14 protein-coding genes and 1 pseudogene are annotated in these 15071 nt (G+C 56.5%); 8 read left to right on the top strand and 7 right to left on the bottom strand.

Annotated features, from left to right (window positions below; genetic code table 11):
* On the top strand, positions 1–846 hold an 846-nt coding region (gene rfbH, locus VMU57_RS04595; RefSeq protein ID WP_325381261.1), incomplete at its 5' end, for a lipopolysaccharide biosynthesis protein RfbH.
* 153 nt (positions 847–999) lie between these two features.
* On the opposite strand, the gene VMU57_RS04590 is transcribed toward rfbH, so the two are convergent.
* Complete coding sequence (locus VMU57_RS04590) at positions 1000–2025, bottom strand: glycosyltransferase family 2 protein (protein WP_325381259.1); 1026 nt, start codon at positions 2023–2025, stop codon at positions 1000–1002.
* Positions 2015–3508 carry a hypothetical protein gene (locus VMU57_RS04585; RefSeq protein WP_325381257.1) on the bottom strand — a complete coding sequence of 498 codons (1494 nt, stop codon included), beginning with the start codon at positions 3506–3508 and terminating at the stop codon, positions 2015–2017. The genes VMU57_RS04590 and VMU57_RS04585 overlap by 11 nt, the downstream gene beginning before the upstream one ends.
* A 176-nt stretch (positions 3509–3684) precedes the next feature.
* Here VMU57_RS04585 and VMU57_RS04580 point away from each other — a divergent pair, with 176 nt between their 5' ends.
* Positions 3685–4641, top strand: coding sequence for a glycosyltransferase (locus VMU57_RS04580; RefSeq protein ID WP_325381254.1), 957 nt, complete (start codon positions 3685–3687; stop codon positions 4639–4641).
* A gap of 106 nt (positions 4642–4747) precedes the next feature.
* Here the strand turns inward: VMU57_RS04580 and msrA are convergent, their stop codons facing one another.
* From msrA to scpB, 3 genes are all read right to left on the bottom strand, one after another.
* Complete coding sequence (gene msrA, locus VMU57_RS04575; RefSeq protein WP_325381252.1) at positions 4748–5224, bottom strand: peptide-methionine (S)-S-oxide reductase MsrA; 477 nt, start codon at positions 5222–5224, stop codon at positions 4748–4750.
* Between the two features lie 266 nt (positions 5225–5490).
* A complete protein-coding gene (locus VMU57_RS04570) occupies positions 5491–6429 on the bottom strand; it encodes a pseudouridine synthase (RefSeq protein WP_325381251.1) in 939 nt (312 codons plus the stop codon).
* Positions 6430–6546: 117 nt separating this feature from the next.
* Positions 6547–7602, bottom strand: coding sequence for an SMC-Scp complex subunit ScpB (gene scpB / locus VMU57_RS04565; RefSeq protein WP_325381249.1), 1056 nt, complete (start codon positions 7600–7602; stop codon positions 6547–6549).
* Between the two features lie 76 nt (positions 7603–7678).
* Here scpB and VMU57_RS04560 point away from each other — a divergent pair, with 76 nt between their 5' ends.
* Positions 7679–8188, top strand: a complete 510-nt coding sequence (locus VMU57_RS04560) for an O-acetyl-ADP-ribose deacetylase (protein ID WP_325381247.1) — start codon at positions 7679–7681, stop codon at positions 8186–8188.
* Positions 8189–8289: 101 nt separating this feature from the next.
* Positions 8290–9315, top strand: coding sequence for a choice-of-anchor A family protein (locus VMU57_RS04555; protein ID WP_325381245.1), 1026 nt, complete (start codon positions 8290–8292; stop codon positions 9313–9315).
* Positions 9316–9370: 55 nt separating this feature from the next.
* Here VMU57_RS04555 and VMU57_RS04550 read toward each other — a convergent pair whose 3' ends face one another.
* A complete protein-coding gene (locus VMU57_RS04550) occupies positions 9371–10975 on the bottom strand; it encodes an inorganic phosphate transporter (RefSeq protein WP_325381243.1) in 1605 nt (534 codons plus the stop codon).
* 203 nt (positions 10976–11178) lie between these two features.
* Between VMU57_RS04550 and VMU57_RS04545 the strand changes: the two genes are divergently transcribed.
* On the top strand, positions 11179–11883 hold the full coding sequence (locus tag VMU57_RS04545; protein WP_325381241.1) for a hypothetical protein: 705 nt from the start codon (positions 11179–11181) through the stop codon (positions 11881–11883).
* Positions 11884–11975: 92 nt separating this feature from the next.
* Here the strand turns inward: VMU57_RS04545 and VMU57_RS04540 are convergent, their stop codons facing one another.
* Positions 11976–12923, bottom strand: a complete 948-nt coding sequence (locus VMU57_RS04540; protein ID WP_325381239.1) for a pyridoxal-phosphate dependent enzyme — start codon at positions 12921–12923, stop codon at positions 11976–11978.
* Positions 12924–13092: 169 nt separating this feature from the next.
* On the opposite strand from VMU57_RS04540, the gene VMU57_RS04535 reads away from it, so the two are divergent.
* The 3 genes and pseudogenes from VMU57_RS04535 to VMU57_RS04525 form a co-directional block, all read left to right on the top strand.
* Entirely contained in the window at positions 13093–14019 is a 927-nt protein-coding gene (locus tag VMU57_RS04535) for an HAD family hydrolase (protein WP_325381237.1), read from the top strand.
* A gap of 57 nt (positions 14020–14076) precedes the next feature.
* On the top strand, positions 14077–14811 hold the full coding sequence (locus tag VMU57_RS04530; protein WP_325381235.1) for a lytic transglycosylase domain-containing protein: 735 nt from the start codon (positions 14077–14079) through the stop codon (positions 14809–14811).
* 41 nt (positions 14812–14852) lie between these two features.
* A pseudogene (locus VMU57_RS04525) lies at positions 14853–15071 on the top strand (UPF0104 family protein); the annotation flags it as partial.

The following is a 15071-nucleotide window of genomic DNA, read 5'->3' as shown; positions in this document are numbered from 1 at the left end:
ATGATCGCTCACACCCTGGGGAATGTCTTCAATCTCGATGCGGTGACCGCTTTTTGCAAGAAGTACGATCTCTGGCTGATCGAAGACTGCTGTGATGCCTTGGGATCTACCTACAAAGGGAAAAAGGTAGGCACCTTTGGCGACATCGCCACGGTAAGCTTCTATCCGGCGCACCACATCACAACCGGAGAAGGTGGGGCTGTCTTAACGGATAAACCCGCGCTGCAGGTCTTGATCGATAGCTTCCGCGATTGGGGCAGAGACTGCTGGTGCGAACCGGGAGTCGATAACACGTGCGGGAAGCGCTTTGAATGGCAACTGGGGACGCTGCCTTGCGGTTATGACCACAAGTACACCTACTCCCATGTGGGTTACAACCTGAAAGCGACTGATATGCAGGCGGCGCTCGGTGTCTCACAGATTGCGAAGCTGCCGGAATTTATTGCACGACGCAAGGAAAACTTCGCCTATCTGAAAACCGCTCTCAAACCATTGGAAGAGTTTCTCATTCTGCCAGTGGCTGGCAAAGACGCCGACCCGAGCTGGTTTGGCTTTCCCATCGCAGTCAAGCCCGATGCTCCTTTCACCCGCGACCAGATGACCCGATCGCTCGAAGCCAACAAGATCGGCACCCGACTGGTCTTCGCGGGCAACTTGTTGCGACAGCCCGCCTACGAGGGCTATCCTCATCGCGTAGTCGGCACCCTGACCAATACTGATTTCGTCATGAATCAGGTCTTCTGGATCGGCGTCTATCCCGGCCTTACCAACGAGATGCTCGACTATATCGCCCAGTCCATGGTCCAGTTCGCGAATGCCGCAAAGTCTGGCCTGCAGGTTATTTAATTCGTGAATATTTTCGATTGAACAAGCACTTTTAAATCAGAGCACGCAAACCAGCGCGCGGATTTTACTTCTCTTGGGTTAGCGCACTCGTCGCTGAGGATTCCTCGAAGGCATTTACGCTGATAAATCCGCCAAGGATATTCCCATTGCAGATCAGGCCGAGCGAATCTCTTTCCGCCAAAAGCCAGGATGAGCCAGAAACTGCAGGAGCTTATTTAATATTGCAGTTGCCCGTACCCAGATACGAGCGAGTGGCAATGGCAGTCTAAATATGGGATATGCAAAGAGCCAATATCGGAAATTGTTGCCGTAATAGCGACGGAGAATTCCCGGGGCGTCTTCCATATGGCAATTTTGATTTCCCTGGCGACGCAGCTCGTAGATAATTCCCGGGAACCAAGTGCGAAGGGTGACATTCATGAGGCCGCGGACGAGATGAGGTTGATCGGGCAGAAGTCGTTTCGTAACAATAGAAAAGGCTTTGCCGAAAACCTCTCCAAATGAATAGCCGCTGGCATGACCGCCCCGGCCTGCCACGACACGCTGCCAGAGAACGAGGGAGCGGCGGTGAGTACGGAGGAGAGGAAGCACCCAACTCAACTGGACAAGATTTGTGTTGATAAAGTTGGCAAACGGCTCGTGAGGGGATGCATCAAGACGTTCCTTATTCACGATGATGCCGCTGATAAAAGTGAACATAATATTCACGGTCATCGCAAACTGGCGGGCGTCTGTGATCGTGTGATAACGACGATTGAATAAATCGCCCCGATACTCCTCAATGTGATCGTTATGGAAGCTGTAAGGATGGGCAAAGATAAGATCGTAGTCTTCGGCGTGAAGGTGCCTGATGAGCCTGTCTAGTGCGCCTTCGATGATGATGTCATCGTCCCCGCAGAGCCAGAAATATTTTCCTGACGCGTTGTCATAGCACGAGATGAAATTGGCATCCGACCCTATGTTTTCGCTATGGCGCTGATAGCGAATGTTAGGGTGAGCGGGGTCAAGATATCGTTGCACAATGTCAAAGGTATCGTCAGGTGAGCTATTGTCCGAAATGAGAATTTCAACATCGGGGTGACCGAGGACCTGAGGAACCAGGACAGATAGCGCCAGATCAAGTCGATTCGATCGATTGTAGGTAGGAATGGCGATAGTAAGCAGGGGATTAAGCTGCATGCCAGATTCGCCTCCATTTAATAAAAATATAGGTACCCTGGCCAATTCCTATGACAATACAACCTAGCAGGTAAGCGCCAGCTATACCAACAGCCCCATAGTGTTTGCCAAAAAAGATGGATGAGGGCCCCACCCAGATGGCACCTAAAATCGCGTTGGTCATAAACTTCTCTTGCTTGTGAGCACGAATATAGAGTGCTTCTGCGAAGACAATGATGTTGAGCATTGTGGCGCCCAAAAGCATGCCAAACGGTAATGGCGGAAGTAGTCGAACAGCGAAAGGCACACGGTGGGCACGAAGAATAATCGTAGCGATCAGCACAACTATGCTGGCAACGATTGCGACACTCGTGGACTGAAACATGGCACGGAAAAATATCTGGTCCAGGCGTTCATACTCGCGGCGAGCGATCATCTGGCCAAAGGGAGCGGCCTTTGTACTCATCCATGCAATCGCCATCGCAGAGAGTGTTCCGCAGATGCTGATTGACATTCCCATCTGCCCCGCCTCGACGGGTCCGCGATAATGAAAGAGAATCGGATTAAAAAGCTGAAAAATCACGTAACCGCAGAGCCAACTGACAGCGATCCGCCACTGAAAAGGCCATATCTCGGAACCCCAATGGATACGATACTTGCCGGGGTCAAAACGTAGCAAAGGCAGCAGGAGCCGGCGTTTGCCATAAACGAACCAGCTTCCACCGATTGCTTGCCCCAAAACCACAAATCCGGGAGCACAAAGGCCGTGGTGCGAAAGCAGAGCACTCCATCCCATCATGGTTCCAAGAACGGCTTGCACTAATCGGGTGCGAGCCACTTGTGGAACAAAACCGCAGCCTTCCAAAAACGAGAATGTAGGATCAATCTGAAACGTGCAGGTAGTCGCTAAAATTACCAATACCCACGGGGCGATCCATGCAATTGGTTGAGCCGAAGGATGTGCAAGAGCCTGAGTCCGGAAAAAATGCATCCCGATCGGAAGCACGACGGCAGCCATAGCCACCGCGGCAATACTGTACCAGCGAACCGACTTTTGCAATACAGAGGCGAGCCGGGCGTGAGAGCCGACAGGGCCAGAGATCGTGCCATCAGCACCAATGGTAAGGTGGGCGGCCTCGTGGCTGGCCGTCTGAAGGATCACCACGGAAAAACCAAGCTCGAAAACAACCTGGATGGCTACGAGCGAATAGAAGGTGTAGTAGTAGCCTTGCTCGACAGGCGAGAGGAAATGCGCAATCAGTGTAAGAGTGCCTAACCCGGCAAGACTGGACCAACCGCGGGCAAGGATCGTGAATACGACGGCACGATCGAGACCAAGGACGTTGGCGATTCGAACAAGCAGGCGATCAAATGAAGTTTGAGAAGTCTTTATGGGAACGACTTCGGATGCTACGTCCGGGGGTAGCAGGGGATACGATCCTGCCTGCGCGGCTGCCGGGTCTTGCGTGGAGAGTTCTTCGGGTAGCGGTGAAGGAATTGGCATGAGTTCGACAGGTAAATCACTCCCCTACGATCTATCAGAAGGCTTCGGACCGATCAGGGAAGCTTAGTGATCATATCAGTTGAGTCGAGGGTCGAGGCAAATACGCAATAAAGAAGGTTTATGAGCACTTGTTATGGACCAATCCCTCTGCAAGTTGACGGTAAAGATGCATGCCAATGGATAATGAAGGTGCAACTCATCCCCATACGCAAGCAGATAACGCATCTGAGAAATTCGAACCCAGGTACAAAATGAGCAATTCGCGGATACTCGTTGTGTTGGTGCTCTATAAACGAGCGCCCGATGAAAGCGAGAGCTTCACTTCGTTACGAAACATCCTGCAGAAAAGACCGGAACTCGCGGTAAACACGACTCTGCTGGTCTATGACAACTCTCCGGAAGCTCACACGCTTCCTCAAATGCCTATGGCGACGCGCTATGTTTCTAATCCCGCAAACCCCGGGCTGGCGGAAGCATATAACTCCGGTCTGCGATTAGCGAACGAAGAAGGCATCGAGTGGCTCCTTCTGCTGGATCATGACACATTGTTGACCGAAGCCTATGTCGAAGAGTTAAGCGATCTAATATCTTCGCTGACGGAGATGGAACCTGCCGCGTGCATTATCGTTCCGAAGCTGGTGTATAGCCGTCGCGGGCGACGAGCAGTACATTCTCCTCACTTCATGCCGCGTCTCACCCACCATGGAGTAGAGCTTGATTTTCGCGGTATCGCAGCGGACGAGCTAAGCGGATTCAACTCAGCGACTACTCTCCGGGTGCGTGACCTGGAGGCATTGGGCGGATTTCCGATTCACTACTCAATGGAATTCTTAGATCACGTTGTCTTTCATGCCCTCCAGAAAGCGGGCGGAAAGATATGGGTGATGAACTCACTCCTGCAACACGATCTTTCTACGACAAATCTTGAAAAAAACGTCTCCCTGCTCCGTTACAAAAAAATACTGTACGCCGAAAGAGACTTTCACATGCAGATGGGAGCAATCGATCGCACATGGTACCGATTGCGAAGGCTTAAGCAGGGCTTAGGGCACCTGGCCAAGACAAAGGACAAGCGCTATGCGGCATGGGACATCCGGGCCGCCCTTGGAGCTTTGGGGAAGAATCCTTCATAGTCGCAGGTTAGTTTTAAGGCTAGTGACGCAAACGAAGCGTTAAAATGCAAACGTCGAAGGCCAGGGTTCAACTCTCGACGTTCTGCAGCAGGCAATAGAAATACGACTAAATGTGACAGCTCACCATGCCACGCTTCTCCAAATAGCGCTGGTGGTATTCCTCGGCCTTCCAAAATGTTTTTGAAGGCTCTACCCTGGTGGCAATGGGCTGGCGATAGGTGCCGGAGGCGTTCAGTTCGGCGATCTTCGCTCGTGCCTCGGCTGCCTGCTGCTCGTTGTGGGTGAAGACGACGCTGCGATACTGCGTTCCCCAGTCCGGCCCCTGGCGGTTCACCTGGGTAGGATCGTGGAGTGCGAAGAATGCGTCTAGAAGTGCCTCGTAGGAGAGGCGGGATGGGTCAAACGTGACTTGAACGACTTCCGCGTGGCCGGTGCGGTCGGTACAGACTTCCTGATAGGTTGGGTGCTCGAGGTCTCCGCCTTCGTATCCTACTGCTGTGTCAATAACGCCTGTGAGTTCGTTAAAACGGGTTTCTACACCCCAAAAACATCCTGCTCCAAATGTTGCCTTTTCGATTGCCACGAATTACTCCTTTGCTGATTCATTGGATGCGCGCTGTGCGAGTTTGTCATCGTCACCTCCTGTGAATAGCTCGAGTATTTTGTGCCTTGGCAGGTACCTGCGTCAAGTGCACGGAATGGCACAAACGAGGGATGGCCGCATTCTTCTAACGAGGAGGTCATCTCCAGCCTTTACTTCAACTTAGGAAATCTAACCTGCCACCGAAAGCTGGCCGTAAAGATTACACTTCCGCAATTTACCCCAAAAGCAACCGTTCGAACCAGCCGCTAAACCGGTCTTCGCCGAGGCGCTGTGGATCTCCCGGCTAACGCACGCCGCGGCTTGTTCGCCTTGGGCTTCGCTGGAGCTTTCAGCTGTGCAAACTCCGGCGTCTTCTTCTTCGGGACAACCTTTTGCCCCTTGGCTGCACGTCCCAGCGCGGTCACTTCACCGGGTGTCAACTCGCGGAACTCTCCCGGCGGCACATCCAGCCGAAGCGCCCCATACCCGATACGGCGAATCTTCTCGACGTGGTGGCCGATCTCTTCGAACATCTTGCGAAGCTGCCGGTTCCGTCCCTCGGTGAGGGTCAACTCGTACCAGGGATTGTCTCCTCCGCGAACCAGCTCAATCCTGGCCGGGGCCGTAATGACACGGTCGCGGCGTCCGCTTCGAACTTCGTTCAGGCGGCCGCGGTCGATCATGATGCCGCGGCGAATCTGGTCGAGTCCGCTGGCCGGTGGCTGGCCGCTCACCTTCACAAGATAAGTCTTCTCTACGCCTGCGGCAGCCTTCGAGAGCGAGTTCGCCAGCTCGCCATCATTGGTCATTAGCAGCAGACCTTCGGAGAGATAGTCCAGCCTTCCGACAGGATAGAGCCGGACGTGGTCGCCGTGCGGCCCCTTCTGCTTCGTCATCAGTTCCATCACCGTCGGACGCTTCTCCGGATCGTCCAGCGTGGTGACATAGCCGCGCGGCTTGTTGAGCATGTAATAGCGCTGCTGTTCACGGCCATGCAACAGCTTTCCGTCGACGCGGATATGGTCTTTTGAGATGTCGTGGCGGGTGCCGAGTTCCTTGATGACGTTGCCGTTGACCTGCACACGTCCATCGAGGATGATCTGTTCGGCCTTGCGGCGGCTGGCGATTCCGGCCTGCGCGAGAATCTTCTGAAGGCGGTCACCCTGAGGAGTTTCCTCGGGTTGCTTGGTAGCTTTGGTTGTCATAGTCCTGTCTTTCTGACTGCGGGGCTGCTCATCGCGGTCTCGTATATTGCTCTTTAGATTGTATCCGGTAGCGCCTTAGGCAACGGCCGGACAGTAAATTTAGCAAAAACTCCCGCGTTAGCTCTCGCTTTCGCGACTGGCTTCTTGATCTGGCTCAACGGAAGCTTCCTCTTCATCCTGCGAAGCCTCCTTCGCCTCGGGCTGGACCTCATCGGCAGTATCTTCCAGCTCATCATCGAGCGGATTGTCCTCGACGTCCGGACTACCGTCCGCCTGAAGCGCATGGGTATGCCGTTCGGCGTCAATTGCTTGCACCTCCGACGTCTGCCCCTCGCCCTCTTCGGGGGTGTGGTGCTCCATTGGTATCTCTTCCTGCTCGGCCAGTTCGCCCGCCATCTTCTCGAACTCTTCGATGCTGGGCAGCTCGTTGATGTCCTTCAATCCAAAGCGCAGCAGGAAGTCGCGCGTCGTCTTGTAGAGGATTGGCCGTCCGATGACCTGCTTGCGTCCGGCAGTCGTGACCAGCTTGCGCGCCATCAGGCTTCCCAGAACGCCGCCAGAATCCACACCGCGAATCTCCGAGATCTCGGGCGCCGTCACCGGCTGCTTGTAAGCAACAACGGCCAGCGTCTCCAGTGCTTGCAGCGACAGTTTCAGCGGCGGCTTCAGCGATTTAACGAATCCACGGACGGCATCGTGGTACTCCGGCTTGGTGGCCAGACGATAGCCGCTGGCAACCTCGCGAATCTCCAAACCGCGATCGCCATTGGCGTAATCGTTGATCAACTGCTCAAGCATAGAGCGGAAGTACTCCCGCAGCCGGCGCTCCTTCTCTTTCGTCTCGCGCGCGTTCTTCTTCTCATCCGGGCTAGCCCCAGCCGGGGCATCATTTCCCTGCTCTGCCGGCTCGGACGACTTTGGCTCGTCAACTGTTGGCGCTGGGGCATCCGTCTCGGCCGGCGACACGGTGATCTCTTCCGGCTCGTCGAGCACCTCGCTATTGAGGGTCTCGGCATCAGCCGGTGCTTCCTCTAAATCAAGCGATTGCTGGGCGGCCTCAATCTGGTCGAGTTCGGCCTGGGCTTCGTGCCCAAGCAGCCCGACGAGTTGGGCCAGCGTGACTGGCTCTTCCGAGGCATAGATGACGGCTTCGATCTTGGCTTTAAGACTCATAATTTATCCCCTAAGCATACCAACGCCGCGCGCGCTTGCTCCGATCTCAATAATATGTTTCGGCAAGGAGGCCCAAATGGCACAACTTGAGGTCGTTCGGGGAGACATTACAAGGCTTGCAGTAGACGCTATCGTCAAGGCAGCCAACAGCTCCCTGCTCGGCGGGGGTGGCGTCGACGGTGCCATCCACCGCGCCGCAGGCAAAGAGCTGCTCCGCGCCTGCGAGAAGCTGGGCGGCTGTCCCACCGGGTTGGCGAAGGCCACCCCCGGCTTCAACCTTCCGGCAAAGTGGGTCTTTCACGCCGTTGGGCCGGTTTGGAATGGCGGCACTCATAACGAACCGGATCTGCTGGCAGGCTGCTACCGCTGTTGTATGGAACTTGCCCGGACGCACAAGGCTAAATCCATGGCCTTCCCAGCCATTTCGACCGGAATCTATCACTTCCCCCGGCAACAGGCAGGGGAGATCGCTGTTCGGACGGTCCACGAGCATCTCCAGGCAAGCGGCCTGGACCGGGTGATCTTCTGCTGCTTTGACAAGCCCACGACTCAGTTCTACGAGGAGATTCTTGCCCTAGGAAATTGAATGGCAGAATTTTGCACTTAAGGGAAAACCATTGCCCACTTCTTGGCACATGAAGAGTTGTAACCGGAAAAATATGCCTTATTGTGGAATTTTCGTTTGGCATGCAACGTGCTTCTTACCTCGGCATGTTCCTCAAAAAGTTTCTTCTCCTCTCAGCCAGCTTGTCTCTCTTCGCGGGAGTATGCCATGCCGAATCGATGCCATTCGGAATCGCCAGCGCATACAATCTGGTTGCCCTGGGCACTGTAGATGCGCACGGCAACACGCTGATCGCAGGAAACATCAGCACCAACGCCGACATCACCGGCCGCGTTGCCGCCGCCAATAAGATCACCGCCGGCACCACCATCGGCAGCAGCCTCAACGCCGACCCATTCGGCTCGGCCGCGACCTACGATTTTGTCTCCGCCAACGGCCTCAACTCCGGCGAGCAGTTCAACCTTAACAGCCATGGCAACGCCTACGCCCCCGGCAGCAATGGCAACTTCAACTTCAACGGCGGCGGCCACCGCGTCACCACCGGTTCCTCGGGCATCGACTTCAACTCGCTGCGCACCTCGCTCGACGCCGAAACGCTCACCCTCGCCGCGCTCACCTCCACCGGCAGCGTGCTCGGCACCAACCAGCCCGGCGTCAACCCCTCCTTCTTTGTCCTGAAGGGCACTGACCCGACGCTGAACATCTTCAACATCACCGCCGCCGAGTTCGCCGATACGAACCACCCCATCGACATTCAGGCTCCCGCCGGTTCCACAATCATCGTCAACGTCGCCGGAACCAACGTCACGCTGGGCACCGGTCTCTATTACAACCAGAACCAGACCTCCGGCGACAGCGCAGCCAACGCCGACATCCTCTTCAACTTCGCCACCGCCCAGACGGTCACGATCGACGGCCAGTTCAGCGCCTCCATCCTGGCTCCTTTCGCCGTTCTCAGCGGAAACAGCCAGATGGCCGGCAACTTCATCGCCGCGCAGATCGGCCACACCGGCGAAGTCCACAACGTTGAATTTACCGGCACGCTTCCGGACGGCCCCAGTGCCGTCACGCCGGAACCCGCTTCGCTGATGCTGATGGGTACGGGGATGCTCGGCTTCGCCGCCGCGCTTCGCCGCAGACTAAGCTAGTAGGAAGCAACAGCATAAAGAGCCCCGGCCATAAGCCGGGGCTCTTTTTTGCTCTTTACTTCGTTAACCTGCTGAACAGCCAGTAAAGACCACCCGATAGAACTGCCGCCGCTGGCAGCGTAAAGACCCACGCCAGCGCGATGTCCCGAATCGTCGACATCTGCAATCCGCTCTTGTTCGCCGCCATGGTTCCGGCCACTCCCGACGATAGAACATGGGTTGTGCTCACCGGTAACCCATACCCATCGGCAGCAAGGATCGTGACCATGGCGACCAACTCGGCACTCGCTCCCTGCGCATACGTCAGGTGCGTCTTGCCGATCTTCTCGCCCACGGTGACGACGATGCGCTTCCAGCCCACCATGGTTCCCAGGCCAAGAGCCAGCGCCACCGCCACCTTCACCCACGTGGGAATGAACTTGGTCGACACATCCAGAAAGCCCTTGTAGTTATCCAGCACCTTCTGATCGTTGCCGCTGACCTTAGGCCCGTACTTCGGCAGCAACCGCAACGTCTCGCTGGTCAGATACATCTGGTTTCGCACGTTGGCCTGCATCGACGCCGGAACCTTGCCCAGCGATCCGTACCCAACCGCCTCGTTGCGGATGTCCCCCACCATCTGCTGTAGTGCCAGCATCGTCGACGGCTGAAACTGGTGCGAGCTGACAAAGTGCTCCAGCTCCGTGCCGTTATCGGCAACCACGGTTCCGGGAGCCACATAATTCTCGACCGTATTGACCACTTGTTGCGAGACCGCCGCAAACGTCTGCGTCTGCCTCGCCCCCACAGCATGGTTCAGCGCATACGCCGTCGGCACCGTTCCCACCAGAATGAGCATGATCAACCCCATGCCCTTCTGCCCATCGTTGGATCCGTGCGCGAAACTGACGCCCGTGCACGTAAGGATCAGCAGAGCGCGGATGTAGAGCGGCGGCGGCTCCGTCCCCTTGGGGGCCTCATACAACCGGGGATCGCGCATCACAAATTTGAAGAGCAAGAACACCAATGCAGACAGCACAAACCCAACCAATGGAGAGAACAGCAGCGCCTTGAACACTTTCGTAGCCTGTCCCCAGTCAACGCCGCTGGTCCCGCTCACGCCATTCATCAACTGATTGGCAAAGCCTACTCCCAGAATCGAGCCGATCATGGTGTGCGAGCTCGAAGCAGGCAGGCCGCGAGACCACGTAGCCAGGTTCCAGATGATCGCCGCCACCAGCAGCGCGAACACCATCGCGAAGCCCGACCCCTTGCTCACCTTCAGAATCAGCTCCACCGGCAACAGCGAGATCACCGCGAAGGCGACCGCTCCCGAGCTGGTCAGCACGCCCACAAAGTTCCACAGCCCCGACCACGCTACCGCAAAATGCGGCTCCAGCGAGTGCGTATAGATCACCGTCGCGACAGCGTTCGCCGTATCGTGAAAGCCATTGACGAACTCAAAGCCAAGGGCAATCAACAGCGCCAATCCCAGTAAAAAATAAGGGAAGATGCTCGCGGTGTGGACAACCGAAAGATCGCTGGCCAGCTTGCTGACGATATAGCCAAGCCCTCCAACCAGCATCAGCGAAAAGATGATGATGCCGATCTTTCCCGGGGAAGACTTCTTCAGTTTCTCGTCCAGTACGGAACTCGGGGGCAATACAGCGGGTGTAGCCATAAGCAAGTCACCTTGGCGCGCGAAATGGGGGGAGGTGATGTGAACGATAGGGATGAAATGCGAACCCAGCGTTACAGCCAAGTGAAAGATGAGCGATTATCAATCACCGCACCGCCTGCAAGGGCTCTCTTCTCCAATACCCTGGAGGCGAGGTCTATGATGGACAGGCGCAAAAATCCTGTAGAGAGATTGGAGTAAGCAATATGTCAGTCATGCCAAGCCTCGGCAAAGCAGCCATTCTGAAGCATCTCGCTGTCTGCATTGCATTTACGGCGACGGCCTTGGCCCAGGCCGCAAACCCGATCCGCCTGGTCGGAGTCCGCGCCACGCTCGACAAGGCCCTCGACGCTCGAAAAGTAAAGGAGGGTGACTCCGTCACCGCCCGTCCCGAGGCAAAGGTCCACATCGCCGACGGCATCGACATCGAAACCAGCAGCCGCCTGATCGGGCGCGTGGACGCCGTCGAACCCTCGGACGGCAAAGGCGACTCCGCAATCACCGTGACCTTCGACAAGGCGCAACTGAAGGATGGCCGCCAAATTCCAATCAAGGCAACGATCCTGTGGATACGCCAGCCTCCCAGCCTCCTCAATCCGACTGAAGTCTCCGCCCCCGCCGACAGAACCACGCCTGGCGTAGGTGTACAAGCCGGAATGGAGGGCATGCCGCCTACCCAGGGTTATCAAGGCTCAGAGATAGCCGGGCTGCCGAAGCGCCCCCACGATAAGCCTTCCCCCGTGCCACCAGCCACCGGGGTTTTTACCCAGCCGAACGCCATCCCCGGCGTCAACTTCGCCAGCGACATTCGCAAGCCCGAGTCCGGCTCCTTCACCGCTGCCGGCCATAACGTGCACATCCCCGACGGGACCGTCTTCGCCTTTGCCCTGGCAGCGACACCAGCCCCGTAGCCAGCCGTGCCATCGACGGTGAAGTCTTGCGCCAGAGCTGAATCGCAGGTGTAAGCAGCCATGAGGTTTGGCGGCGAATCGGCATCTTTACTTTACTGAGGAGTAATGATTCCACCTACCGGCAAACTCGAAGGCAACGAAGGCCGCAGCCGCAATGTCCTAGCTATGGCCTCAGCACGCTTCACGCCAGCGCTGCCATTGATAAGAATCACCCGATCTTCCGCCGACAACTCCCCCCAAGCCAGCAAAGCGCGATAGACACCCACACCGGCTGCTCCCTCCAGCGAAAGTAGAAAGCCCTCTTGCTTACCCCAATCCAGCAGGGTGGCCATGGCATTGCCTCCGTCTACCCTCCGTCCGCCTGAATCCTCGATTACATTCACCCCAAACAAATTGTTATTGCTGATTTCCGCATAAAGCCGGGGACGCTTCCCTTTAACCCATCCCAGTTGCTCCATCTCCTCAAACGCCTTCCAGACTGCCACAGCTAATACCCCAGTCGGGCAAATCAAAGCCACGGGATACTCCCACCCTAACTGCTCTACCAGTTCATACCCCAGCGTCTTCATCCCTTCGAGACGAAAAGGCTCCTTCAACTCAGAGACATCGAAAGTGTCCTCGGCCTGTTCTCCTCTCGTGCGCTCACAGTCACCAATAAGTCCATTGACGAGAGTAACTTTCGCTCCAAACGCCACACACTCCAGATGGGCCTCAAGCGCCACATCCTGAGGCACAAAAACGTGCGCGCCAACCCGAGCCGCAGCCGCGTAGGCTGCCAGCGAGGCCGCGGCCTCACCCTGTGAAGCAAGGCTCAGTTGCTGAACGCCAAAGTGTTTCGCCGCCGCAACCGCCAGCGCCATCCCCCGATCTTCCAGCGAGCCCGTAGGATTTCGCCCCTCATCCTTCACAAAAAATCCCGAAGATTGTCGACTTCGAAGCAAAGGCGTTCCTGCCTCGCCGAGGCTGACTGGAGCGAACTCGGGCAAAACCTCGGCATAGCGCCAGATTTCCGCACCGGAGTCACCAGCAGGTCTTTTCACCGAGCGCTTGATCTCCTCCATGTCATAGCGAACAAAGAGAACATCGCTACAGACTGGACAAACAGTCTGTGAAGAATCGGCAGCAACACGATGATGGCAGCGGGAGCACTCAAGCGAGGAGATGCGAGGCATGGATACGATGGTACTGGATTCCCTATAAGGTGAAGCAATGCAAAACAAAAGCCACCCAGTCCGCATGATTGCGGTCGATATGGACGGTACGCTGCTGGGGCCGGATGGGCACGTAAGCCCGCGAAATCTCAAGGCGGTGCTGCAAGCAGAGAAGGCGGGTATCGAGGTCATTGTCGCTACCGGGCGCCGCCACTGCTACGCCATGCGTCAACTGCGGGGCCTTGGGCTGCGGGAAGAAAACGCCGTGATCAGTTCCAATGGCACCGTCACCCGGACCATCGGAGCTAAGCTGCTGGAACGAAATCTGATGCAGCCACATACCGCACGCTGGCTATGCGGCCATATCGACGAATTTCGCAATGCGCTCGTCATTACCTTCGACATGGTCGGCCCAGATGGGGAAGATGCGCGAGGATCTCTGGTGGTCGAACATCTAGAGGAACTGCACGGAAGCATTGGCAAATGGATGGCCGCTAATGAGCCGTATATCGAACAAGTCGTACCTATCGAGAAGGCGCTCGAAGCCGAAGCTCCTATCCAGATGATGCTGTGCGGCACGATAGAGCGTATGCGAAGAGCGGAGGCCCGTCTGCTGGAACATCCGGGGGTCTCGGCCGTTGGCGTCAATCCACAGGAGCACACGTCTGCTGAAATCTCGCTGAACCGGACGGAGTATCCGGAGCGAAACCTGAGCATCGTGGACATTCTGCCCGCGGGATGCGGCAAGGGTTCGGCATTGCTGCGGCTCGCTGCAAGCCGGGGGCTGAAAGCAGAGCAGATCCTGGCGATCGGCGACAACTGGAATGATGTCTCGATGCTTGAGGTCGCTGGACAGAAGGTGCTGATGGGCAACGCTCCTGAAGATTTGAAGCAGACCGCTTTGGAGCGAGGATGGCCCGTGGGCAGAAGGCATGACGAAGATGGGGTGGCACACGCAATCGAAGCGGTTCTGGCCGAGGCTTGAGCGTTCAGGAGTTGCCCATCGCCGAACGGCGATTGGCCGATGATAGGCTTTTAGGTGATGCGGCGAAATTTGCTTCAACGCGGGTTGGTGATGCTGGCGGTCGTGTGGACGGTCTGTCCACTGATCCATGCGATGGAGCACATCACCCTGCGGAACGGATTTGAGTTGGATTGCGTTCGCCGTGAGGCCATTGGCAACAAAGTTCGACTTTATCTTCCTGAGAAAGCGACGGTGGCATCGGATTCAGCTAATAATGCGGCCAATTATCTTGAAGTTTCGGCGGACGCGATTGTCCGGGTAGAAACGGTTGCCGATGTGTCCCAACCAATCGCCACATCAAAGACTTTTCCAACGATCACAGATAGTACGAGTGCGCCGACCAAAGCCGAGATCCACGAGATGCTCGCCCATTCGGGGGCATCCCATGATATTGACGCGGACCTTCTGGCCAGCGTAATGAAGGCCGAGAGTGGTGGGCAGGTGGGTGCCGTCTCACGAACAGGGGCGCGAGGCCTGATGCAGTTGATGCCAGCAACGGCCAGCGAGATGGGCGTACAGGATGCCTTCCGTCCAGACCAGAACATAGCGGGTGGGACAGCCTATCTGGATCAGCTTCTCACCCGGTATCGCGACAATATCGCGCTGGCGTTGGCTGCCTATAACGCCGGGCCTGCAGCGGTCGACCGCTACCATGGCATTCCTCCTTACCGGGAGACGAAGGAATACGTCGCGCGGGTCATCCGCGAGTTCAACCGGCGAAAGCAGATGGAGCTTGTCGCACAGTCGCGGTAGAGCCGGGAAATACTTACTCAATCAGCCAGAGAGAGCAGACGATGAAAAAGCGTAGTGGAATCGTGTGGATCGCAGTCGTTGTCGTGCTTGCGGTAGTCGTCTTCCTGTTCCGGGACAGGGTGCACTTCGCCTGGAAGGTCTTCTGGCAGCAGTTGAAGCATGTGGAGTGGATCCACATCTGGGCAGGCATTGCGCTCATCTATGCCACCTACTGGCTGCGTTCGGTGCGCTGGGCTGTCTTTCTATCGCCCACCAAAAAA

It is taken from the genome of Edaphobacter sp., assembly GCF_035532915.1.
Taxonomy (GTDB): Bacteria; Acidobacteriota; Terriglobia; order Terriglobales; family Acidobacteriaceae; genus Edaphobacter.
Note: the sequence above shows the minus strand (reverse complement) of the source record. Positions and strands in the feature narration are given on the sequence as shown.

Excerpts from the sequence above, each read along its gene's own strand:
- VMU57_RS04590 (WP_325381259.1), bottom strand. The coding sequence starts at position 2,025 with ATGCAGCTTAATCCCCTGCTTACTATCGCCATTCCTACCTACAATCGA.
- VMU57_RS04585 (WP_325381257.1), bottom strand. The coding sequence starts at position 3,508 with ATGCCAATTCCTTCACCGCTACCCGAAGAACTCTCCACGCAAGACCCG.
- VMU57_RS04580 (WP_325381254.1), top strand. The coding sequence starts at position 3,685 with ATGGATAATGAAGGTGCAACTCATCCCCATACGCAAGCAGATAACGCA.
- VMU57_RS04570 (WP_325381251.1), bottom strand. The coding sequence starts at position 6,429 with ATGACAACCAAAGCTACCAAGCAACCCGAGGAAACTCCTCAGGGTGAC.
- scpB (WP_325381249.1), bottom strand. The coding sequence starts at position 7,602 with ATGAGTCTTAAAGCCAAGATCGAAGCCGTCATCTATGCCTCGGAAGAG.
- VMU57_RS04560 (WP_325381247.1), top strand. The coding sequence starts at position 7,679 with ATGGCACAACTTGAGGTCGTTCGGGGAGACATTACAAGGCTTGCAGTA.
- VMU57_RS04555 (WP_325381245.1), top strand. The coding sequence starts at position 8,290 with ATGCAACGTGCTTCTTACCTCGGCATGTTCCTCAAAAAGTTTCTTCTC.
- VMU57_RS04550 (WP_325381243.1), bottom strand. The coding sequence starts at position 10,975 with ATGGCTACACCCGCTGTATTGCCCCCGAGTTCCGTACTGGACGAGAAA.
- VMU57_RS04545 (WP_325381241.1), top strand. The coding sequence starts at position 11,179 with ATGTCAGTCATGCCAAGCCTCGGCAAAGCAGCCATTCTGAAGCATCTC.
- VMU57_RS04535 (WP_325381237.1), top strand. The coding sequence starts at position 13,093 with ATGCAAAACAAAAGCCACCCAGTCCGCATGATTGCGGTCGATATGGAC.
- VMU57_RS04530 (WP_325381235.1), top strand. The coding sequence starts at position 14,077 with ATGCGGCGAAATTTGCTTCAACGCGGGTTGGTGATGCTGGCGGTCGTG.